Below are 21,383 nucleotides of genomic sequence, written 5' to 3' on the forward strand. Positions count from 1 at the left end.
GAGAAGGGGCGCGGGCCTCGTCGTGTGCGCGCTCAGTCCTCGCCGAGGTAGGCCTTGCGCACGGACTCGTCGTGCAGCAGGTCCTGGCCGGTGCCCGACAGGACGATGTTGCCGACCTCCATGACGTGGCCCTGGTCGGCCAGCGACAGGGCGGCCTGGGCGTTCTGCTCGACCAGCAGAATCGTTGTTCCCTGGGACTTCAGCTCCGCGATGGTCGCCATGATCTTCTGCATCATGATCGGGGAGAGTCCCATGGACGGCTCGTCGAGCATCAGCAGCTTCGGCTGGGACATCAGGGCCCGGCCCATCGCCAGCATCTGCTGCTCACCGCCCGAGAGGGTGCCGGCCGCCTGCTTCCTGCGCTCCCCGAGGATGGGGAACAGGTCGTAGGCGCGCTGGATGTCCTTCTCGATGCCCGGCTTGTCGTTCCGCAGGAACGCACCGAGGCGCAGGTTGTCCTCGATGGTCATACGGGGGAAGATGTGCCGCCCCTCGGGGGAGTGGGCGAGCCCCAGCGAGACCACCTGATGGGCCGGGACCTTCTTCAGCGACTTGCCGTTGAACCTGATCTGTCCGCCGACCGGCTTGAGCAGGCCGGACAGGGTGCGCAGGGTCGTGGTCTTGCCGGCACCGTTGGTGCCGATCAGGGTGACCACCTCGCCGGCGTCGACCTTGAAGGAGATGCCCTTGACGGCCTCGATCTTGCCGTAGGCGACCCGGAGGTCCTCGACTTCGAGCAGTGCGGTCATCGGTCGTTCTCCTTGCCGGGCGCGGCGTCCGTCGTGGTCTCGGCGTGCGCCTCGGCGGCCTCGACCTCGGCCACCTCCGCGTCGCCGGGAGCGTTCTCGAAGGGCTCGCCGAGATACGCGGCGACGACCCGCTCGTCGCCCTGCACGGTCGCGCTGTCGCCCTCGACGAGCTTCTCGCCCTGCACCAGGACGGCGACGCGGTCGCAGAGGTTGAAGATGAAGCGCATGTCGTGCTCGATGACGAGGACGGCGATGCCCCGGTCACGGATCGCGAAGACCAGTTCCTCGGTGGTCCGGGTCTCCTGCGGGTTCATGCCCGCGGTCGGCTCGTCGAGGAGCAGCAGGCCGGGCTCGCTCGCCAGCGCCCGGGCGATCTCCAGCTTGCGCTGCTCGCCGTAGGGCAGGTTGCGGGCCAGGTGCTCGGCCTTCTTCTCCAGGCCCACGAACTCCAGGAGCTCCATGGCGCGTTCACGGGAGGCCGCCTCGGCCTTGTGGAAGCCGGGGCCGCGCAGCAGGGCGGACCAGAGGCCCTCCTTGGTGCGGGTGTGGCGGCCGACGAGGACGTTCTCCAGGACCGTCATGTTGGCGAACAGACGGATGTTCTGGAAGGTACGGGCGATGCCGGCCGCGGTGACCTTGAAGGACTTCGGCGGCAGGACGTTGCCCTTGTAGCGGACCTCGCCCTCGGTGGGGACGTACAGGCCGGTGAGGCAGTTGAAGAAGGTCGTCTTGCCGGCGCCGTTGGGGCCGATCAGGCCGACGATCTCGCCACTGTTGACGGTGAGGTCGACATTGCGCACGGCCGTCAGGCCGCCGAAGCGCATCGTGACGCCACGGGCGTCGAGCACGACCTCGCCGGGGGCGGGGGCGCCGGGTGCGGCGTCCTTGGTGGTGGTGTCGGTAGTCATCGTGGTCAGGCCCCTGCCTTGGTGAGGACGGCGGGCGCTTCGGCCTCTTCGTGGAATTCGAGCTGGCGGCGCCGGTTCGGGATGAGGCCCTCCGGACGGAAGCGCATGAGGACCATGAGCGTGACGCCGAAGGCGAAGAGCTGGTAGTCGCCCAGGAACTGGAGCTTGGCGGGGATCAGGTAGAGCAGCGCCGCGCCGACCAGCGGTCCGGCGATGGTGCCCATGCCGCCGAGGACGACCGCGGCCAGCAGGAAGGCCGAGTTCGGCGGGACGACGTGGGCGAACTGGTACTGCTCCGGGGTCACCGTGTAGGTGACGTGGGCCTGGACGGAGCCGGCGAGGCCCGCCAGGCTGGCACCCAGGGCGAACGCGATGAGCTTGACCCGGAAGCCGTTGATGCCCATGGCGAGCGCCGCGGTCTCGTCCTCGCGGATGGCGATCCAGGCGCGGCCGATGCGGGAGTCGCTGCTGCGCCGGAACACCACGACCACGATGAGCGTGATGAGCAGCATCAGCAGGAAGTAGTTCGCGAACCGGCCGACGGTGGTCCCGAGGATGACGTGCTCCTGGCCGAAGTCGAAGCCGAGGATGTTCAGGTTCGGGATCGAGGAGATGCCGTTGGAGCCGTTGGTGACGTCCGGACCAGAGGTGCCGTCCATGTTGAGGACGGTGATGCGGAAGATCTCACCGAAGCCGAGCGTCACGATGGCGAGGTAGTCGCCGCGCAGACGCAGGGTCGGGGCGCCGATCAGCACACCGAAGACCATGGCGACGGCCGCGCCGCACAGCGCCGAGGCCCAGAACGGCCAGTTCACGTGCAGCGGCGAGGACGGCGAACCGGAAACCAGGGCCGCGGTGTAGGCGCCGACACCGAGGAAGGCGACGTAACCGAGGTCGAGGAGGCCGGCGAGGCCGACGACGATGTTCAGGCCGAGCGCGACGGTGGCGAAGATCAGGATGTAGACGCCGATGGTCGCGTACTGGTCGTTGGACTGGGTGAAGGGGAAGGCGGCGGCGGCCGCGAAGGCGCCGGCCGTGGTCACCGTGCGGTGCCGTGCGGTGATCGCCGAGACCCGGGCCACGAGCCCGGCCTTGGCGATGGCGGAGAAGCTGAAACCGGCGGTGATGAGGAAGCCGATGAACAGCTGGTCGTACTCGGTGCCGATGCCGTAGGTGAAGACGATCAGACCGACGGCCATGGCCGCCACGATGACGAGGATCTCGACGTAGCCGGGCAGGGTGCGGGCCGGCGCCGGGGTCTCGGCGGTGAAGGCCGCCCTGAAGACGCTCCAGTTCTGGCGGGACTTGTGGCGGAACGCCTCCATGCCGGTGTCGTCCGGGTCGGACGGCTCGGGGGCCGGACGCTCGAACGGCAGGGCCAGCGCGCCGAGGAGGGCGCCCAGCGTGGCAGCGGCGACGACGAAGCCGCCGGCCTCCAGGTTCACCAGGCCGCCCAGCTTGGCGCTGATGGCGATGACGGTGTACCAGGCGGTGGCGAAGGTGCCGAGCGCGGACATCTTCAGGGCGGCGTCGGCGCTCCCGGGAGTCAGCCAGCCGAGGCCCTTGACGCCGTACGAGGCGAGGCCGAACAGGGTGGTGAGGATGCCGCCGATGAGCACGAGGACCTGAAGGCCGCCCGGGTAGCCGTAGACGGTGAGGTCACCGGGGAAGTCCGAGGTCCAGGTCCAGGCGAGGAACGTGGAGACGATCGTCAGGGCACCGCCACCGGTGGCGAGGGCCCGCCCGAGGGAGGCCGGGAGGCCGATCAGTCCGGACTGAGCGGCCGCGGGGGCGCTCGGGGTTTCTGCTGCGGTCTGTGTGGTCATCGGTGTCACGCCCTGTCCGCGACGCGCTCGCCGAGCAGACCCTGGGGCCTGAACAGCAGCACGAGGATGAGGAGTACGAACGCCCAGACGTCTGCCCAGGACTGGCTGCCGAACTGGTCCATGCCGGGGATGTCCGAGATGTACGCGGTGGACAGGGCCTCGGCGATACCGAGGACGATGCCGCCGAGCATGGCGCCGTAGATGTTGCCGATGCCGCCGAGGACGGCCGCGGTGAAGGCCTTCAGACCGAGGATGAAGCCCATGCGGAAGTCGATCTGGCCGTACTTGAAGCCGTAGGCGACGGATCCGACGGCGGCGAAGGTGGCACCGAGGGCGAACGCGACCACGATGATGCGGTCGGTGTTGACGCCCATCAGCTTCGCGGTGTCCGGGTCCTGGGCGGTGGCCTGCATACCGCGCCCGGTACGGGTGCGCATCACGAAGTAGGCCAGGAACGCCATGCTGATCGGCGCTGCGATGAGCAGGAAGATGTCGCCGCTCTGGATGGTGACGTTGCCGATGTCGAACGGGCCGCCCGGCAGGCTCGGGAAGGTGCGGGCGGACTTCGCCTCGGGGTACCACGCCCACACCGCCTGCTGCAGGGCCAGGGAGAGGCCGATCGCGGTGATCAGGGGGGCGAGGCGGGGCGCGCTGCGCAGGGGGCGGTAGGCGAACCGTTCCGCTCCGACGGCGATCGTGACGGCGACCAGGATGGCGCCGATGAGCATCAGCGGCAGGGCCAGCCACATGTTGGTGCCGTCGGGAAGGATGTACACGTAGACCGTGAGCGCACCGAAGGCGCCGGTCATGAATATCTCGCCGTGGGCGAAGTTGATGAGCTGGACAATGCCATAGACCATCGTGTAGCCGATGGCGACCAGCCCGTACATGGATCCAAGTAGCAGGCCGTTGACCAGCTGCTGCGGCAGTTCGTTCACCGCATGTCCTCCGAGACTTCGGATGTTCGACGGATGTACCGGATGCGAGTCCGCGCGGGGCGCCAGTGGAACAGCGCCCCGCGCGGCTCGATGGTGCGGGTGTGGATCAGCTGCCGTTGTAGGTGCCGGACTCCACGGCCTTCCAGGCCCCGCCCTCGACGGAGTACACGGTGAGCTGCTTGTTGGTCGCGTCACCGTACTCGTCGAAGGAGACCTTGCCGGTCACACCGTCGAAGGAGACGTTCTGCACCGCGGCGGTGATCTTCGCGCGGGCGTCGGACGGCAGCTTGCCGCCGTTGTCGTCGACGACCTTCTTCACGGCCTCGATGATCGCCCAGGTCGAGTCGTAGGAGTAGCCGCCGTACGCGCCGTACGCCTCGCTGTAGCCGCCGGCCTTGTAGTTGGCGACGAACTCCTTGGCGGAGGGCAGGGTCTCGACCGGGGCGCCGACCGAGGTGGCGAGGTCGCCGGTGCCGGAGGTGCCCGCCAGCTTGATGAAGTCGTCGGCGTAGATGCCGTCGCCGCCGGCCACCGGGATCTTGGCACCGGCCGACTTGATCTGCTTGCTGAGCGGACCGGCCTGCGGGTACTCGCCGCCGTAGTAGACCACGTCGGCCCCGGAGTTCTTCACCTTGGTCGCGACCGCGGAGAAGTCCTTGGTGTCGGGGTTGATGTGCTCGGTGCCGACCACCTTGCCGCCGAGCTTCTTGAACTCGGAGGTGAACGTGGCGGCGAGGCCGGCGCCGTAGGTCTTCTTGTCGTCGATGACGAAGACCTTGGTCTTCTTGGCCTTGTTGTAGATGTACTGGGCGGCGAACGGGCCCTGGATGGCGTCCGTGGTCGCGGTACGGAAGTACGACTTGTACGGCCGCGTCTTCGTCTTCTGCCAGTTGTCGCCCTGGGTCAGGGCCGGGTTGGTGTTGGCCGGCGAGACCTCGACGAGCTTGGCGTCGTCGAAGACCTTCTGCATCGACTGGGCCACGGAGGAGTTCAGCGGGCCGACGACGCCGAGGACGTCGTTCTCGCTGACGAACTTCGAGGCGTTCGACTGGCCCGAGGAGGGCTGCGCCTGGTCGTCGAGGGCCTCGACCTTGAAGGTCACGCCCTTGACGAAGTTCTTCTTGTTGGCCTGCTTGGCCGCGAGGTCCGCCGAATTCTTGATGCCCAGGCCGAGCGCGGACAGGTCGCCGGTCAGCGGGGCGTCGACGCCGATGACCACCGTGGTGCCACCGTTGCCGGAGTCCGAGCCCTTGTCGCCGCTGTCGCGTGAACCGCAGGCGGTGAGGGTGAGTGCTCCCGCCGCCAGTGCGGCGGTGATGGCGATGAGCGAACGTTGACGCACGATCAGTCCTTTCCCCTGGCACGACCGCCTCCCCGTGGAAGCGGCCGAGTCGCCCGCAGAGTCGAACTGAGAAATCCGACGGCGTGGTGACTGGCGGTGACTCTAGGCGCGGGTGGGGAACGTCGAGGAGGGTCTGACGAATGCTGTGACGCTCTTGTTATGACACGAGGTAACGCACAGCGGTACACGGTGGGGGGAACAGCGAATTTCAGGCCGATTCGCCCCGTCCGCATTGTGAGAACCCGCAGGACTCACCCCCCTGCGTTCAGGTGTCTCAGGGGTTTTGGTGATTACCTGGAATTGTTGCCGCAGGCGACCTGAACGGCCTCTGACAGGTGCTGGGCGTACCGGGAGCCGAGGATGAAACTCTGGACCTGTATTGCGCGCGTATTACGTAGAGTTACTTCCAGGAAAGGCAGTCCCGCGTCCTTCGGAACCTTTCCGCATTCGGTCACGTGCATGGTTATCGTGATCTTGCGGGTGTGGCCCGCTTTTGTACCGAAGGGGGCGCGCGGCGTCTCGGTCAGCGAGAGCCCGGCGTACGGCTGGGTGACCCGGGTCACGGTCACCGGCGGCCCGGACAGGACGCTCAGGGACACCGCGAAGCTGAAGCTGCGGGGCGGGGCGCCGGGCGGAGTGGGCCGGCCGTCGAGGAAGGCCATCTCCACCACCTGCGCGGGGTACGGCGGTTCCGGCGGAGGCGCTTGCCGCGGCCGGGTCGCGTAGAGATAGCCGCCGCCCGCGAGGAGGGCGGCGGCCGCGGCGAGGGCCAGGGCGGCCCGTCGGTGGCGGGCGTACAGCGGCGCGAGACGTGCGCGCGTGCGGCCGGGGGGCCGGACGGCCTCCGCCTCGTACGTGTCCCACGCGCGCGTGCCTTCCCCCGGCTCGACCGGGCCCACGCCGCTCATCGCCACGGACCTCCGCTCGGGGTTCCTGCGCGGTACCGCTCGGCACAGGCCGCGCGCGCCCGACGGTCGATCAATTCGTCGGCGGCCTCGGCCCCTTGACGCCGTTTCGCGGCCCGCGCGGCATCCACGACGTCCCGCAGGATCTCGTACTGACCGTTGGACAGCCCCATCGACTGGTAGTCGCCGTAGGTGCCGCTGTCGAGCACCTTGCGCGACCAGTGCGCGACGATCGTGGCGCACAGCTCGGCGTCGGAGGTCGCCGACGCCGAGACGGAGCGGGAAGTGGCCCCGGGGCGGCCGGATCCGTCGGCCGGGGTTCCGGACCCGTCGCACCCGGTCGCCAACACGCCCGCCAGCAGCGCCAGTCCGAGCCCCAGTGTGGTCGCCCCCGGGCGGGGGACTCCTCGCCGTTCCATGTGCCGACGCTAAAGGGACGGGCGGCGGGGAGCAACGGCGCGGCGGGCCCCTTCGGGTCCGGGCTCAGCACTTCGGGGCGCCGGGCTCAGCCCTGGGGGGTCTGCGCGTGGGCCTCGTCGCCCGGCTTCACGTCCTGGAGCAGACAGGTCAGCCGGGCGCTGCACACCCGGCGCTCCTGCTCGTCGCTGATCACGATCTCGTACGTCGCCGTCGACCGCCCCCGGTGCAGGGGCGTGGCCACCCCGGTGACCAGCCCGGAGCGCACCCCGCGGTGATGGGTGCAGTTGAGGTCCACACCGACGGCGATCTTGGAGCTGCCGCCGTGCAGCATCGCGCCCACCGAGCCCAGGGTCTCCGCCAGCACGGCGGACGCGCCGCCGTGCAGCAGCCCGTACGGCTGGGTGTTCCCCTCCACCGGCATGGTGGCGACGACCCGCTCCGCCGACGCCTCGACGATCTGCAGGCCCATCCGCGTCCCGAGGTGCCCCGCGGAGAACAGCGCCGGCAGGTCGACCCCGAGCGCGGCGTACTCGTCGATGACCTCCTGCGGGAACTTCACCTGCTGCTGCTCACCCATGGGACCCGGCTCCGTTCGTCGTGATCAGCGGTGCTGATCGGTTGCTCCAGCTCACTGAGCGAACGCTCAGTCGGTCGCCGATTGTTCCAGACGCACCACCACGGACTTGCTGGCCGGGGTGTTGCTGGTGTCCGCGGTGGCGTCCAGCGGCACCAGCACGTTGGTCTCCGGGTAGTACGCCGCCGCACATCCGCGTGCCGTCGGGTAGTGCACGACCCGGAAGCCGGGTGCCCGCCGCTCCACACCGTCCTGCCACTCGCTCACCAGGTCCACGTACGACCCGTCCGCGACCTTGAGCTCCCGCGCGTCCTCGGGGTTCACCAGCACCACCCGGCGGCCGTTGCGGATGCCCCGGTAACGGTCGTCGAGACCGTAGATCGTGGTGTTGTACTGGTCGTGCGAGCGCAGCGTCTGGAGCAGCAGCCGGCCCTCGGGCAGCCCGGGGAACTCGACCGGCGCCGCCGTGAAGTTCGCCTTGCCGGTGGCCGTCGGGAAACGCCGCTCGTCGCGCGGGGCGTGCGGCAGCGCGAAGCCGCCGGGGCGGGCGACGCGCGCGTTGAAGTCCTGGAAGCCGGGGATCACCCGCGCGATGCGGTCACGGATCGTCGCGTAGTCCTTCTCGAACTCCTCCCATGGCACCACGCTGGCCTCGCCGAGCACCCGGCGCGCGAGACGGCAGACGATGGCCGGCTCGGACAGCAGCCGGGCACCGGCCGGCTCCAGGCGGCCGCGCGAGGCGTGCACCATGCCCATGGAGTCCTCGACGGTCACGAACTGCTCGCCGGAGTCCTGCAGATCCCGCTCGGTGCGGCCGAGGGTGGGCAGGATCAGCGCACGCGCGCCCGTGACCACGTGCGAGCGGTTCAGCTTGGTCGACACGTGCACGGTCAGCCGCGCGCGCCGCATGGCCGCCTCGGTGACCTCCGTGTCGGGGGACGCGGCGACGAAGTTGCCGCCCATCGCGAAGAACACCTTCGCCTCGCCGTCGCGCAGCGCGCGGATGGCCCGTACGACGTCGAAGCCGTGCTCGCGCGGCGGCGCGAAGCCGAACTCCTTCTCCAGGGCGTCCAGGAAGGCGGGCGCGGGCCGCTCGAAGATGCCCATGGTGCGGTCGCCCTGCACGTTCGAGTGACCGCGCACCGGGCACACGCCCGCGCCCGGGCGGCCGATGTTGCCGCGCAGGAGAAGGAAGTTGACGACCTCACGGATGGTCGGCACCGAGTGCTTGTGCTGGGTGAGACCCATGGCCCAGCACACGATGGTGCGCCGCGAGGCGAGCACCATCCGCAGCGTTTCGTCGATCTCCGCGCGCGTGAGTCCGGTCGCCGCGAGCGTCTCGTCCCAGTCCGCGGCACGGGCGGCCTCGGCGAACTCCTCGTATCCGTGCGTGTGTTCGCGCACGAAGTCCTCGTCGACCGCGCCGTCCGTCTCGAGGATCAGCTTGTTGAGGAGGCGGAAGAGGGCCTGGTCGCCGCCGATGCGGATCTGCAGGAAGAGATCGGTCAGCGCGGCGCCCTTGAGCATGCCCTGCGGGGTCTGCGGGTTCTTGAAGCGCTCCAGGCCCGCCTCGGGCAGCGGGTTGACACTGATGATCTTCGCACCGTTGGCCTTGGCCTTCTCCAGGGCGGCGAGCATGCGCGGATGGTTGGTGCCGGGGTTCTGCCCCGCGACGACGATCAGGTCCGCCTTGTAGAGGTCGTCGAGCAGGACGCTGCCCTTGCCGATACCGATCGTCTCGTTCAGCGCCGAGCCGGACGACTCGTGGCACATGTTCGAGCAGTCCGGCAGGTTGTTCGTGCCCAGCTCGCGCGCGAACAGCTGATAGAGGAAGGCGGCCTCGTTGCTCGTACGCCCCGAGGTGTAGAAGACGGCCTCGTCGGGGGAGGCGAGGCCGGCGATCTCCTCGGCGACGATGTCGAAGGCGCGCTCCCAGGAGACCGGCTCGTAGCGCTCGCCCCCTTCGGGGAGGTACATGGGGTGGGTGAGGCGGCCCTGCTGGCCCAGCCAGTAGCCGCTGCGGGTCGCCAGATCCGCCACGGTGTGCGCGGCGAAGAACTCCGGGGTGACCCGGCGCAGCGTGGCCTCCTCGGCCACCGCCTTCGCGCCGTTCTCGCAGAACTCCGCCTTGTGCCGGTGGTCCGGCTCCGGCCAGGCGCAGCCCGGGCAGTCGAAGCCGTTCTTCTGGTTGACGCTCAGCAGCGTCAGCATGGTGCGCTTCACGCCCATCTGCCGCTGGGCGATGCGCAGCGTGTGCCCGATCGCCGGGAGGCCGGCCGCCGCGTGCTTGGGCTCGGCGACCTGCGGCGCGTCCTGAACCGGATCACCCTGGGGTGGCTTCGTTGCCATGGCTGCGCTCTCCTTCACCGACACCCGTGAACTATGACTTTGATCCTCGCACGCACCTCCGACAGGCAAGGCGGCCGGGGTTTGCGGAGGACACAATGGTTGCGTATGAAGCAATAGTTGCGGAAGGGGCAACAAAGTGGGGTACGGGTGCCGCCGGGGTGCCGCTCGGCCGCCGGGGCACGCACGGGTGGGGTCCGGCTGTCAGTGGCACGTGGCAGGATCGGGGGCGTGGCAGAGACAGCATCGAAGAAGACCGACAGCGCCCCCGGCGGAGCCCGCCCGCGGCTGATGCTCATGGACGGGCACTCCCTGGCCTACCGCGCGTTCTTCGCGCTGCCCGCGGAGAACTTCACGACCGCGACGGGCCAGCCGACGAACGCGATCTACGGCTTCGCGTCGATGCTGGCCAACACGCTCCGCGACGAGGCGCCCACGCACTTCGCGGTGGCCTTCGACGTCTCCCGCAAGACATGGCGCTCGGAGGAGTTCACCGAGTACAAGGCCAACCGCTCCAAGACCCCGGACGAGTTCAAGGGCCAGGTCGAGCTGATCGGCGAGCTCCTCGACGCGATGCACGCCGAGCGCTTCGCCGTCGAGGGGTTCGAGGCGGACGACGTCATCGCCACGCTCGCCACCCAGGCCGAGGCCGAGGGCTTCGAGGTGCTGATCGTCACCGGCGACCGCGACTCCTTCCAGCTGGTCACCGAGCACACGACGGTGCTGTATCCGACGAAGGGCGTCTCGGAGCTGACCCGGTTCACCCCGGAGAAGGTTTTCGAGAAGTACGGCTTGACGCCCGCCCAGTACCCCGACTTCGCGGCGCTGCGCGGCGACCCGTCCGACAACCTCCCGGGCATCCCCGGTGTCGGCGAGAAGACGGCCGCGAAGTGGATCAACCAGTTCGGTTCCTTCGCCGAGCTGGTGGAGCGCGTCGAGGAGGTCAAGGGCAAGGCCGGGCAGAACCTCCGCGACCACCTGGAGGCGGTCAAGCTCAACCGCCGGCTCACCGAGCTGGAGCGCGCGGTGGAGCTGCCCAAGGCGGTCACCGACCTGGCGCGGGCCCCGTACGACCGCAAGACGGTCGCGATGGTCCTGGACACCCTGGAGATCAGGAACCCCTCCCTGCGCGAGCGCCTCTTCGCCGTCGACCCCGGTGCCGAGGAGGCCGAGACCACCCCCGTCGCCGCCGAGGGCGTGGAACTGGACGGCACCGTGCTCGGCACCGGCGAGCTGGCCCCGTGGCTCGCCGGGCACGGCACGCAGACCCTCGGAGTCGCCACCGTCGACGCCTGGGCGCTGGGCGCCGGCTCGGTCTCCGAGATCGCGCTCGCCGCGGCCGACGGCGCGGCCGCCTGGTTCGACCCGTCCGAGCTGGACGAGGCCGACGAGAACGCGTTCGCCGGCTGGCTGGCCGACGCGGCGAAGGCCAAGGTCTTCCACAACGCCAAGGGCGCCATGCGGGTCCTCGCCGAGCACGGCTGGAGCGTCGAGGGCGTCACCATGGACACCGCACTCGCCGCCTACCTGGTCAAGCCGGGCCGCCGCTCCTTCGACCTGGACGCGCTGTCCCTGGAGTACCTGCACCGCGAGCTGGCCCCCGCCGCCGCGGCCGACGGCCAGCTGGCGTTCGGCGTGGACGACGGCGCCGAGGCCGAGGCCCTGATGATCCAGGCCCGCGCGATCCTCGACCTGGGCGAGGCCTTCGAGGGCAAGCTCCAGGAGGTCGGCGCGGCGGACCTGCTGCGCGACATGGAGCTGCCCACCTCCGCCCTGCTCGCCCGGATGGAGCGCCACGGCATCGCGGCCGACCGGGCCCACCTGGAGGCCATGGAGCAGACCTTCGCGGGCGCGGTGCAGCAGGCCGTGAAGGAGGCGCACGCCGCGGCCGGGCACGAGTTCAACCTGGGATCGCCCAAGCAGCTCCAGGAGGTCCTCTTCGGCGAGCTGGCCCTGCCCAGGACAAAGAAGACCAAGACCGGCTACACCACCGACGCCGACGCCCTGGCCTGGCTCGCCACCCAGACCGACAACGAACTGCCGGTGATCATGCTCCGCCACCGCGAGCAGGCGAAGCTGCGCGTCACGGTCGAGGGCCTGATCAAGACCGTCGCCGCCGACGGCCGTATCCACACCACCTTCAACCAGACGGTGGCGGCGACCGGCCGGCTGTCATCCACCGACCCCAACCTGCAGAACATCCCGGTCCGCACGGACGAGGGCCGGGCGATCCGCCGCGGCTTCGTGGTCGGCGAGGGCTTCGAGTCCCTCATGACCGCGGACTACAGCCAGATCGAACTGCGCGTGATGGCCCATCTCTCCGAGGACGAGGGCCTGATCGAGGCGTTCACCTCCGGGGAGGACCTGCACAACACGGTCGCCTCCCAGGTCTTCTCGGTCGAGCGCTCCGCCGTCGACGCGGAGATGCGCCGCAAGATCAAGGCGATGTCCTACGGCCTGGCGTACGGCCTGTCGGCCTTCGGTCTGTCCCAGCAGCTGAACATCGAGGCGGGCGAGGCCCGCGCCCTGATGGACACCTACTTCGAGCGGTTCGGCGGAGTGCGGGACTATCTGCGGCGGGCGGTCGACGAGGCCCGGGCCACCGGCTACACGGCGACGCTCTTCGGGCGCCGGCGCTACCTCCCCGACCTCAACAGCGACAACCGTCAGCGTCGCGAGGCGGCGGAGCGGATGGCCCTCAACGCGCCCATCCAGGGCACGGCCGCGGACATCGTCAAGATCGCCATGCTCCATGTCGACCGGGCCCTGCGGGAGGCGGACCTTAAGTCGCGCATGCTCCTCCAGGTGCACGACGAAATCGTGCTGGAGATCGCCCCCGGGGAGCGCGCGGCCACGGAGGAGATCGTCCGCCGTGAGATGGCGGGTGCGGTCCAGCTGAGGGCACCCCTGGACGTGTCGGTGGGCGTGGGCCCGGACTGGGAGTCCGCGGCGCACTAGCCTCCGGCGGCTCAGGCCCAGGCTCCGGAACCAGCTCTGGCTCAGGCTCCGGAACCAGCTCAGGCTCCGGATCCGGCTCCGGCTTCAGCTCGGCGGAGGGGGGCGTCCACCTCGGGGACGCCCCCCTCCGCACAGGCACCCGCGCCCGCACCAGCACCACCCCGGCCCGGGCCCCGTGGGGCCCGTCACTCACGTGGCCCCCGTCAATGCGCCCCCGGCCCTCCCGGCGGTGAGGATGCGGGCATGGGTATACGCATGCTCCACCGCCGGACGGCCCTGGCACGGACCACGGCACAGGCGGACGCCGTCGCGCCCCCGTCCATGCCGCCCTCGCGGATCCCGGCCTTCGCGGCCGACGCAAGCACCGCCCGCATCCACACCGACCTGAGGACAGCCGCGCGCAGGACCACGGCAGCCCTCGGACACCGGCTCACCACCAGGGCCTCCAGAGCGGACCGGGCACTGGCCTGGCGCCAGTGGGCCGACCTCGGACGCGGCTACCTCGCGCTGCTTCTCACCCTGCTCCCGAGGCCACGCCCGCCCCGCACGATCACCGTCTTCGTCGCGCCCCTCACCGAGCGACCGGACGGCTCGGCTCGGCACGCTCCCCGCCGGGAACGGCGGCAACCGGGACCGGGCGCCACACCCTGACCCCGGCGGCGTACACCAGCAGCCCCAGCACGAGCCCGGCGCCCGCCCCGAAGCACACCGTCGGCACCACCTCCCAGGGCTTGGCCGAGCCCCCGCCGCGGTACTCCCACCAGCCCGCCACACGCTGCGCCGCCCCGGCCACGGCGCAGCCGCCGATCACGGCCCCGGCCCACCACCGGTCCCGTGCCGACAACGACGGCACCCCCACCGGCTCGCCCGAGGGCGCCCGCCGTACCGCATACGCCAGGAAGACCGCGATGACGACCGCGGCCAGCGCCGAGCCGCCGTACTGCAGGTACCAGTACAGCGGTGTGCCCGCCAGCTCCCGGCCCAGGACCGGGAACAGCCGCATCCCCCACCGGTCGAGATGCGTGATGCGTCCCACACGACGTGCGTCAGCGCGCCGAGCGCCGCGGAGACGTACCACCACGCCACCGAAGCGGGCCGCACGCGCGCGCGTGGTGCCCCGCAGCGCAGCAGTGCCGCCACCCGCCCCCAGCGGGCCCGCGGCGCCAGCGCCACCAGCGGCTCCCGCACCAGCAGCCACAGCCCCACCAGCGCCCAGGCGATGAGTACGTCGACGGTGAAGACACCGGCGAACGAGTGCGTGACGTCCCCGAACTCCATCGCACCCGACAGGACACTGGCCGCGTAATAGGTCATGTCGGGAGAGAAGGAGCCCGCGACGAGCACCGCGGGCACGAGCCGCCCGCGGCCTGATCCGTCCCCGCGCACCGCGGGCAGGACCGCGGCCGCATGGCTGAGGGTGAACGGCAACGGGTCCCCCTGGAGCGGTTGTCGGCCGGCCCGAGACCGGTGATCACATTCGTCAAGTATGGGTGACGGCAACCCACGACAAGGGCACATGGACAGTGGGTGAAATCCGGACGCCACCGGGTGTATCCGCAAAGGAAGTTGTCGTAGGGTCACTTGGGTTGCGGTACCGGGGGAGCAGGCGCGAACGCGCCACCGCAGCGCAGCGGACGCATCGAATGGCGCAACGGGGCAACCAGAGCACCGGGTCAACCGTCACAACAGGGCGAGCAGACAGACAGAGACGGGCGCTCGGGCGTCCACGGGAGGGGTTCACGCCATGACGGCGCATTTCGGCAGGCGGCTGTACAAGGGGGCGGCGACGACCGCCGTGGCCGCGGCAGCGGTCGCGGCCCTCTCCGCGTCCCAGGCTCCGGGTGTCACGTCCGACGACCACGGCAGACAGTCCGCCGCCGGCGCCACCAGCCCGGCGCCCGAGGCGGAGGCCGACGGCAATGCCAACGCCACCGGCAACTCGCCGTACTACACGGACCTTCCGCCGCTCAACAGCCCGAACCCCAGCCCGTCGTCGACCATAGGCACCCCCGTCGCCCAGGGGGAGGCCGAGTCGGGCATCCCCGCGACCGTCCTCGACGCCTACAAGAAGGCCGCGGCGGAGCTGCAGGGCTCGAAGCCCGGCTGCAACCTGCCCTGGCAACTCCTCGCCGCCATCGGCAAGGTCGAGTCGGGCCAGGCCCGCGGCGGCCGTGTCGACGCGAACGGCACCACCCTCGGCCGGATCCTCGGCCCGGAGCTCGACGGCAACGGCTTCGCGCTCATCAAGGACACCGACAACGGCCAGTACGACGGCAACAGCGCGTACGACCAGGCCGTCGGCCCCATGCAGTTCATCCCGTCGACCTGGGCCTGGGCGGGCCGCGACGGCAACGGCGACGGCGTCAAGGACCCCAACAACGTCTACGACGCGGCACTCGCCGCCGGCCACTACCTGTGCCGCAACGGCTGGGACCTGTCCGCCCAGGCGGACATGAACCGCGCGATCCTCAGCTACAACAACTCGCAGGACTACCTCAACACGGTCCTGTCGTGGTTCGAGTACTACCGCAAGGGCACCCACTCCGTCCCCGACGGCACCGGAACCCTGCCCTCGGGCCGCAGCGACGACCACACCGGGGAGAACGCGAAGCCGGGCAAGGAGAAGACGCCGAGCCCCGGCAGGCCGCGCGACCCGAACCCGAGCCCCGACCCGTCCCCCAAGCCGCCGCAGACGCCGCAGACCCCCACCGACACGGTGGACCACCTGGAGGACGCGGGCACCGCCAAGCTCACCGCGATGGCCGGGCACGCGTTCACCAAGAAGATCAGCACGCGCGCGGAGACCAAGGCGGGCAAGGTCGTCGGCAAGGTCAGGATCCGGTTCGCCATCGTCGGGGACACGGACACCACCTTCACCGGCGGCGAGAGCGTCGCCACGGTCGTCACCGACAACAAGGGCGTGGCCGTCGCGCCCGCGCTCCAGGCGGGCGAGAAGACCGGCGACTTCACCGTCCGTGCCACCATCGTGGGCCGCTCGGTCGCCGCCCCCGACTACAGGGCCACGGTCACCCCGCATGCCGCCGACACCCTCGCCCGGACCAGCGACACCGCGCTGACCTGCACCCCGGGCGGCGAGTTCGCCGACCAGGTCGAGGTGAAGGCCACGTACAAGGACGCCGTCGCGGACAAGGTCGCGGCCACCGCGACCCTCGTCAAGTCGGCGGACGACGCGACCGAGAACGACAAGGGCCCCTACTTCAAGGACGCCGACGGCAAGGCCGTGCGCACCCTGACGGACCTCAAGACGGACGCGAACGGCCTGATCAAGCTGCCGAAGCTGTACGCGGACGACACCACCGGCACGTTCCTGCTCCGCATCACCACCACTGGTGGCGCCACGCTGACAGTCGAACTGACGGTCGCCGCGGCCGACCCGTCGCCCAGCCCGTCGCCCAGCACCTCCGCGAGCCCGTCCGCCAGTCCTTCGGCGTAGGGCCCGGCCGGCTCCACAGGGCGCCCCTCCGCTCCGGCGGCGGGGCGCCCTCGTCTGTCTGTGCAACGTGTTCTCATCTCGCCCGCCCGTTGCTACGGTGCCGGACCTGACGACCTATCAGGAACCGTCCGCCGGGAGGCCCCGCATGCGCGCCCTGATCGCCGCCGCGACCGGTCTCGCCCTCGCGCTCGCCCTGGTCCTCGCGATCACCGCCATGGGGGCGCCCACGGGAAAGACGTCCCCGAAGCCACTGCTCACGACGGTGCCCGCACACCCGTAACCGCCCGTGAGAAAGGGAGGCCGAGTTGCGCCGCACGACCAGCCTGATCCTGCTCGCCCTCGCCGTGTTCTTCACGGCGCTGTCCCCGCTGCTGCGCTGGTACGCCTTCCCGCGCCTGGCCAAGATCCCCGCGAACCAGTACCAGGACATGGTCCTGGAGGCGAAGGACGCCACGCTCCTCGACTACGGCACGATGCGGGCGAAGCAGGTCCCCGAGGTCACCATCGTGCAGACGCTCAAGGGCAACGTGGAGGCCTCCGACCGGATCGAGAAGACGGCGGGGAAGGACGTGGTCGTCTGGGACGGCCTGTCCTATGTCCAGGGCCCCGACGGCAAGATGGTCTCCCGCATCCCCGAGCGCTACATCTTCGACGCCCACTCCCAGGAACCCGTCCACGCCACCGGCGAGACGGTCGACGGCGACCCGGTCAAACGGGAGGGCATCGAATTCAAGTGGCCCTTCCTCACCGAGAAACGGGACTACGAGTACTTCGACGCGCAGACCCGCACCACCAACCCCATCCACTACAAGGGCACCCGGACCTTCCGCGGCGTGCACGTCTACTACTTCGAGCAGACCATTCCCTGGACCAAGGTGCCCTTCCCGAAGACCATGCCCGTGCAGGGCATCACCCCCGAGTCGGTCGCCAGGACGGGGACGACCCGCTGGTACACCACGGTCCGCAGGTTCTGGGTCGAGCCCGTGACCGGCGCCCCCGTCTACGGCGAGGAGATCCACAAGGAGGAACTGCGCGGCGGCACCCTGCTCGGCGGCCGCGACCGGGTGACCGCGTTCGCCGGCCACGTGAAGATGCGCGAGGACTACATCGGGCACACCGTGGCCCTGGTCAAGCACAACCGCACCGTCGTCCTGCTGCTCACGTCCTATCTGCCCTGGGGCTTCCTGGCCCTCGGCCTGGTGCTGCTGTCGCTCTCCCTGTACCTGGAGGCGCGCGGCCGCCGGCCGGCGGACCCGGCACCGGCACAGGCCGCGGAACCGGAGCCGGTCAGTGCCTGAGCGGGGCAGTGCCTGAACGGGTCAGCGCCTGAGCCGGGCGTTGGTGTGCCGGGTGGGCTCGGCGGTGGCCGGGTCCTCCGGCCACGGATGCTTCGGGTACCGGCCGCGCAACTCGGCCCGTACGCCCTTGTAGCCGTCCCTCCAGAAGGAGGCGAGGTCGGCGGTGACGGCGGCGGGCCGCCCGGCGGGGGAGAGGAGATGCACCAGCAGCGGCACTCCGGCCACCCGCGGCGACTCGTGCAGCCCGAACAACTCCTGCAGTTTCACGGCGAGGACGGGCTGCTCGGGGTTCGCGTAGTCGATCCGGATTCTGGACCCACTGGGTACGGCGATCCGCTCGGGGGCGAGTTCGTCGAGCCGGGCGGCGTCCCCGCCGGCCCACGGCAACAGCCGTCCGAGCGCCTTCGCGGCATCGATCCGCGCGAGGTCGGCCCGCCGCCTGGCCCGTCCCAGCTCGGGTTCCAGCCATTCGTCCACGCGCGCGTGGAGGGCACCGTCCGACACGTCCGGCCAGGGCTCGCCGGCCCGCAGCCGCAGAAACGCCAGCCGCTGTCGCAGTACCTCCGCCTCCGCCGACCACCGCAGCAGCCCGAACCCCTCCTGCCGCAGCCCTTCGAGGAGCGCGTCGCGTACGAGGGCCGGGTCGGCGTCCTTCAGCGGCCGCACCGCCAGCTCGACCGCCCCCAGCCGCTCCACCCGGCGCGCGACGACATCCCCGTCGGCCCAGTGGACCTCGTCCCGCGCCGCCAGCAGGGAACCGGCCGCGAACCGGGCGACGTCCTCGTCGACCACGGCCCCGAGCTGCACGCGCGCGTGCCCCCTGCCGACGGGCCGGTCGGCGACGGCGACGGCGATCCAGGGCGCGCCGCGCAGGGGCGACCCGTCGGTCACCTCGGCCCTGGTCCCGGACACCATGAGATAGGAGCCACCGTCCAGCCTGGCGACCCGCTCGGGAAACGCGAGGGCGGCGACGAGCCCCGCAACCCGCTCGTCCCCGGCACCTCGCCCGGCCTCGCCGCCGACCTGCAACGGGGAGTCAGCGGCGGCTGGCTGGGAAACCTCCCCGACGACGGCCCGCAGCCGCCGTACCTCCGACCGCCACCGCCCCGCGTAGGCGTCACCCCCGCGCCGGACAGCCCGCAGAGCGCCGGTGAGATCATCCCCGTACTCCCGCGGCGCCTCTTCGCTCAGCAGCGCGACAACCTCCGCACTCCGGTCCAACCCGCCGGAGATGCTCGCGTCGAGCAGCGCCCGCCCCAGCCGGGGATGCAACCCCAGCCGCGCCAGCCGCACGCCCCGCTCCGTGGCGCGGCCGGCCGGGTCCACCGCTCCCACGGCCGCCAGAACGTCGCGCGCCGCCGCCATCGCACCGCCCGGCGGCGGATCCAGCAGCGCCAGCCCGGAGGCGTCCGGATCGCCCCAGCAGGCCGTCTGAAGGGCGAACGCCGTCAGGTCGGCCACCTTGATCTCCGGCGACGGATAACGGGGCAGACGGGCGTCCTCGGCCTCCGCCCAGCACCGGTACACCGCACCCGGTGCCTCACGCCCGGCCCGCCCCGCGCGCTGCCGCCCCGCCGCCTGCGAGGCCCGTACCGTCGTCAGCGCGCTCAGCCCGCGCGCGTGATCGACACGCGGTTCCCGCGCCAGCCCGGAGTCCACCACCACCCGCACCCCGGGCACCGTCAGCGAGGACTCCGCCACCGACGTGGCCAGCACCACCCGGCGCCGCTCACCGGGCGCCAGCACGGCGTCCTGCACCGCCGCCGGCGCCCGCCCGTGCACCTGGAGCACCTCGACGTCGCCCAGGTCCCCCAGCTGCCCGGCCACCCGCGCGATCTCGCCCACGCCGGGCAGAAAACACAACACGTCCCCCGGCCGCTCGGCCAGCGCCCGCCGGACCACCGACGCCACGTGGGACAGCAGCGCGGGGTCGACGCGCATCCCGTGCGGCGGCCGTACCGGGCGCACCGGCGGCGTCCACACCACCTCTACGGGATACGACACGCCCGAGGCCTCGATCACGGGCGCCCCGCCCAGCAGCCGCGCCCACCCCTGCGCGTCGGTGGTCGCCGACGCGGCCACCAGCCGCAGCTCCGGCCGAAGGGTCTCCCGCACGTCCCGCAGGAACGCCGCCACCGTGTCCGCGTCCAGATGCCGCTCGTGGCACTCGTCGAGCACGACCACGTCGACGCCCGTCAGCTCCTGGTCCCGCTGGAGGCGCTGGAGCAGCACACCGGTCGTGACGACCTCCACGCGCGCGTGGCGCCCCACGACCCGCTCCCCGCGCACGGTGTAGCCGACGCTCTCTCCGACCTTCTCGCCCAGCAGCCACGCCATCCGCCGCGCGGCCGCGCGTGCCGCGATCCGCCGCGGCTCGGCCACGACCACCCGCCGGGCCGGCCCCGCGCCCAGCAGCCCCGCCAGCGCCGGCGGCACCAGGGTCGTCTTGCCGGTGCCGGGCGGCGCTACCAGGACGGCGGTGCCGTGTCCGGCCAGGGCGTCGTCCAGGGCGGGCAGGGCACCACGTACGGGCAGGGCGTCCAGGGCGTCGTAACGGATCACGCCCCTAGTGTCGTACGGCCCCCGGAATCGCCCTCACGCGCGCGTGCCCGGCGGAATCTCAGTCCCGCTCGCACACGAAGATCGCCGTCCCGGGGATGAGGGAGCCGCGCAGCGGGGACCAGCCGCCCCACTCCGCGCTGTTCCAGGCCGGCCACTCCGGCTCCACCAGGTCCACCAGACGAAAGCCCGTGGCCACGATGTCCCGGACGCGGTCGCCGATCGTCCTGTGGTGCTCTACGTAGACCGCCCGGCCCCCGTCGTCCTGTTCGACGTACGGCGTGCGGTCGAAGTACGAGGCCGCCACCGACAGCCCCTCGGGCCCCGGCTCGTCCGGGAAGGCCCAGCGGACGGGATGGGTCACCGAGAACACGAAGCGGCCACCCGGGCGGAGTATCCGGTGCACCTCGCGCAGCACCAGCCGCGGGTCCGCCACGAACGGCAGCGCCCCGTAGGCCGAACACGCCAGGTCGAAGGAGGCGTCCGCGAAGGGGAGCGCACCGGCGTCGGCGCACACCAGAGGAAACGATCCGCCGATGCGCAGCGCGTGCTGGAGCTGACGGTGGGAGAGGTCAAGGGCCACCGGCCGGGCCCCCTGGGCGGCCAGCCAGCGCGAGCACTGCGCCGCGCCCGCGCCGATCTCCAGGACGTCCTTGCCCTTCAGCTCCTCCGGCGCGCCGAGCAGCTCGGCCTCCACCTCGTCGAGGCCCTCGGGGCCCCACACGAAACGGTCGTCGCCGAGGAACGTGCCGTGTTCGACCTGGTACTCGTCCGCGTTCCGGTCCCACCAGCCCCGATTGGCCCTGGAGCTCTCGGTGGTCCCGGCGTCGCGTCGGGTGGCTTCGGGTTCGAACGCTTCGGGCTCTTGGATGATCGGCTCCCTCGTCGTACTCTTCCGTCCAACCCTCAGGGCCGTGTCACGGAGGAGGTTCCCTCAGGCCTGCGTGGCCTGCTGGGACGTTTCTTGTGCCGGTTATGCGGCGATCCGCCCCGGGTGTGCGCCTTCGCGCATTGACCCTGTCCGGCTGCCCCCGTATGCTACAAGTTGCGCTGCGGGCCTGCGCACCTCAGACGTAGCAGGCTGCGCTCGCATCTGTTGTATGTCC

At 71.1% G+C, this 21,383-nt stretch carries 16 protein-coding genes and 1 pseudogene; 5 read left to right on the plus strand and 12 right to left on the minus strand.

The genetic code is table 11. The features are described 5' to 3' along the window. Positions 1–32 precede the first annotated feature (32 nt). The 9 genes from AB0I54_RS18975 to AB0I54_RS19015 all read right to left on the minus strand — a co-directional run bounded on the left by AB0I54_RS18975 (position 33) and on the right by AB0I54_RS19015 (position 10,011). Positions 33–749 carry an ABC transporter ATP-binding protein gene (locus AB0I54_RS18975; protein ID WP_363297145.1) on the minus strand — a complete coding sequence of 239 codons (717 nt, stop codon included), beginning with the start codon at positions 747–749 and terminating at the stop codon, positions 33–35. Continuing rightward, positions 746–1,657, minus strand: coding sequence for an ABC transporter ATP-binding protein (locus AB0I54_RS18980; RefSeq protein WP_363297146.1), 912 nt, complete (start codon positions 1,655–1,657; stop codon positions 746–748). The genes AB0I54_RS18975 and AB0I54_RS18980 overlap by 4 nt, the downstream gene beginning before the upstream one ends. Positions 1,658–1,662: 5 nt before the next feature. Next, positions 1,663–3,483 (minus strand): branched-chain amino acid ABC transporter permease, encoded by a 1,821-nt coding sequence (locus AB0I54_RS18985; RefSeq protein ID WP_363297147.1) that lies wholly within the window; start codon positions 3,481–3,483, stop codon positions 1,663–1,665. 5 nt (positions 3,484–3,488) lie between these two features. After that, positions 3,489–4,421 (minus strand): branched-chain amino acid ABC transporter permease, encoded by a 933-nt coding sequence (locus tag AB0I54_RS18990; RefSeq protein ID WP_363297148.1) that lies wholly within the window; start codon positions 4,419–4,421, stop codon positions 3,489–3,491. A 106-nt stretch (positions 4,422–4,527) separates the two neighbouring features. Continuing rightward, positions 4,528–5,763 carry a branched-chain amino acid ABC transporter substrate-binding protein gene (locus tag AB0I54_RS18995; protein ID WP_363297149.1) on the minus strand — a complete coding sequence of 412 codons (1,236 nt, stop codon included), beginning with the start codon at positions 5,761–5,763 and terminating at the stop codon, positions 4,528–4,530. Between the two features lie 290 nt (positions 5,764–6,053). Then, positions 6,054–6,671, minus strand: coding sequence for a Tat pathway signal sequence domain protein (locus AB0I54_RS19000; protein ID WP_363297151.1), 618 nt, complete (start codon positions 6,669–6,671; stop codon positions 6,054–6,056). Continuing rightward, complete coding sequence (locus tag AB0I54_RS19005; protein WP_363297152.1) at positions 6,668–7,087, minus strand: hypothetical protein; 420 nt, start codon at positions 7,085–7,087, stop codon at positions 6,668–6,670. The genes AB0I54_RS19000 and AB0I54_RS19005 overlap by 4 nt, the downstream gene beginning before the upstream one ends. An 86-nt stretch (positions 7,088–7,173) precedes the next feature. Further along, positions 7,174–7,665: a hotdog fold thioesterase gene (locus AB0I54_RS19010; RefSeq protein WP_363297153.1), complete on the minus strand. Its 492-nt coding sequence runs from the start codon at positions 7,663–7,665 to the stop codon at positions 7,174–7,176. A 66-nt stretch (positions 7,666–7,731) separates the two neighbouring features. Continuing rightward, positions 7,732–10,011 (minus strand): FdhF/YdeP family oxidoreductase, encoded by a 2,280-nt coding sequence (locus tag AB0I54_RS19015; protein ID WP_363297154.1) that lies wholly within the window; start codon positions 10,009–10,011, stop codon positions 7,732–7,734. A gap of 228 nt (positions 10,012–10,239) precedes the next feature. Here AB0I54_RS19015 and polA point away from each other — a divergent pair, with 228 nt between their 5' ends. Next, positions 10,240–12,966, plus strand: coding sequence for a DNA polymerase I (gene polA, locus AB0I54_RS19020; RefSeq protein ID WP_363297155.1), 2,727 nt, complete (start codon positions 10,240–10,242; stop codon positions 12,964–12,966). 243 nt (positions 12,967–13,209) lie between these two features. Continuing rightward, entirely contained in the window at positions 13,210–13,617 is a 408-nt protein-coding gene (locus tag AB0I54_RS19025; protein ID WP_363297156.1) for a hypothetical protein, read from the plus strand. Here the strand turns inward: AB0I54_RS19025 and AB0I54_RS19030 are convergent. Beyond that, positions 13,538–14,394 (minus strand): annotated as a pseudogene (locus tag AB0I54_RS19030) (DUF4184 family protein). The gene AB0I54_RS19025 and the pseudogene AB0I54_RS19030 sit on opposite strands and share 80 nt — an antisense overlap. Positions 14,395–14,710: 316 nt before the next feature. Here AB0I54_RS19030 and AB0I54_RS19035 point away from each other — a divergent pair. The 3 genes from AB0I54_RS19035 (at position 14,711) to AB0I54_RS19045 (ending at position 17,718) form a co-directional block, all read left to right on the plus strand. Next, entirely contained in the window at positions 14,711–16,420 is a 1,710-nt protein-coding gene (locus AB0I54_RS19035; RefSeq protein ID WP_363297157.1) for a lytic transglycosylase domain-containing protein, read from the plus strand. Between the two features lie 145 nt (positions 16,421–16,565). Continuing rightward, the gene (locus AB0I54_RS19040; protein ID WP_345010136.1) at positions 16,566–16,700 is read left to right on the plus strand and encodes an SPW_0924 family protein; all 135 of its coding nucleotides are present in this window, start codon (positions 16,566–16,568) and stop codon (positions 16,698–16,700) included. 25 nt (positions 16,701–16,725) lie between these two features. After that, on the plus strand, positions 16,726–17,718 hold the full coding sequence (locus tag AB0I54_RS19045; protein WP_363297158.1) for a DUF3068 domain-containing protein: 993 nt from the start codon (positions 16,726–16,728) through the stop codon (positions 17,716–17,718). Positions 17,719–17,739: 21 nt separating this feature from the next. On the opposite strand, the gene hrpB is transcribed toward AB0I54_RS19045, so the two are convergent. Next, the gene (gene hrpB, locus AB0I54_RS19050; protein ID WP_363297159.1) at positions 17,740–20,280 is read right to left on the minus strand and encodes an ATP-dependent helicase HrpB; all 2,541 of its coding nucleotides are present in this window, start codon (positions 20,278–20,280) and stop codon (positions 17,740–17,742) included. Positions 20,281–20,338: 58 nt separating this feature from the next. Further along, complete coding sequence (locus AB0I54_RS19055) at positions 20,339–21,151, minus strand: class I SAM-dependent methyltransferase (RefSeq protein ID WP_363297430.1); 813 nt, start codon at positions 21,149–21,151, stop codon at positions 20,339–20,341. Between the last annotated feature and the right edge of the window lie 232 nt (positions 21,152–21,383).

This window comes from Streptomyces sp. NPDC050625 (assembly GCF_040654755.1).
Lineage (GTDB): Bacteria > Actinomycetota > Actinomycetes > Streptomycetales > Streptomycetaceae > Streptomyces.

Coding starts and splice junctions, on each gene's coding strand:
- AB0I54_RS19000 (WP_363297151.1), bottom strand. CDS start 6,671: ATGAGCGGCGTGGGCCCGGTCGAGCCGGGGGAAGGCACGCGCGCGTGG.
- AB0I54_RS19015 (WP_363297154.1), bottom strand. CDS start 10,011: ATGGCAACGAAGCCACCCCAGGGTGATCCGGTTCAGGACGCGCCGCAG.
- AB0I54_RS19005 (WP_363297152.1), bottom strand. CDS start 7,087: ATGGAACGGCGAGGAGTCCCCCGCCCGGGGGCGACCACACTGGGGCTC.
- AB0I54_RS18985 (WP_363297147.1), bottom strand. CDS start 3,483: ATGACCACACAGACCGCAGCAGAAACCCCGAGCGCCCCCGCGGCCGCT.
- AB0I54_RS19010 (WP_363297153.1), bottom strand. CDS start 7,665: ATGGGTGAGCAGCAGCAGGTGAAGTTCCCGCAGGAGGTCATCGACGAG.
- AB0I54_RS18975 (WP_363297145.1), bottom strand. CDS start 749: ATGACCGCACTGCTCGAAGTCGAGGACCTCCGGGTCGCCTACGGCAAG.
- AB0I54_RS19040 (WP_345010136.1), top strand. CDS start 16,566: ATGCGCGCCCTGATCGCCGCCGCGACCGGTCTCGCCCTCGCGCTCGCC.
- AB0I54_RS19035 (WP_363297157.1), top strand. CDS start 14,711: ATGACGGCGCATTTCGGCAGGCGGCTGTACAAGGGGGCGGCGACGACC.
- AB0I54_RS18980 (WP_363297146.1), bottom strand. CDS start 1,657: ATGACTACCGACACCACCACCAAGGACGCCGCACCCGGCGCCCCCGCC.
- AB0I54_RS19025 (WP_363297156.1), top strand. CDS start 13,210: ATGGGTATACGCATGCTCCACCGCCGGACGGCCCTGGCACGGACCACG.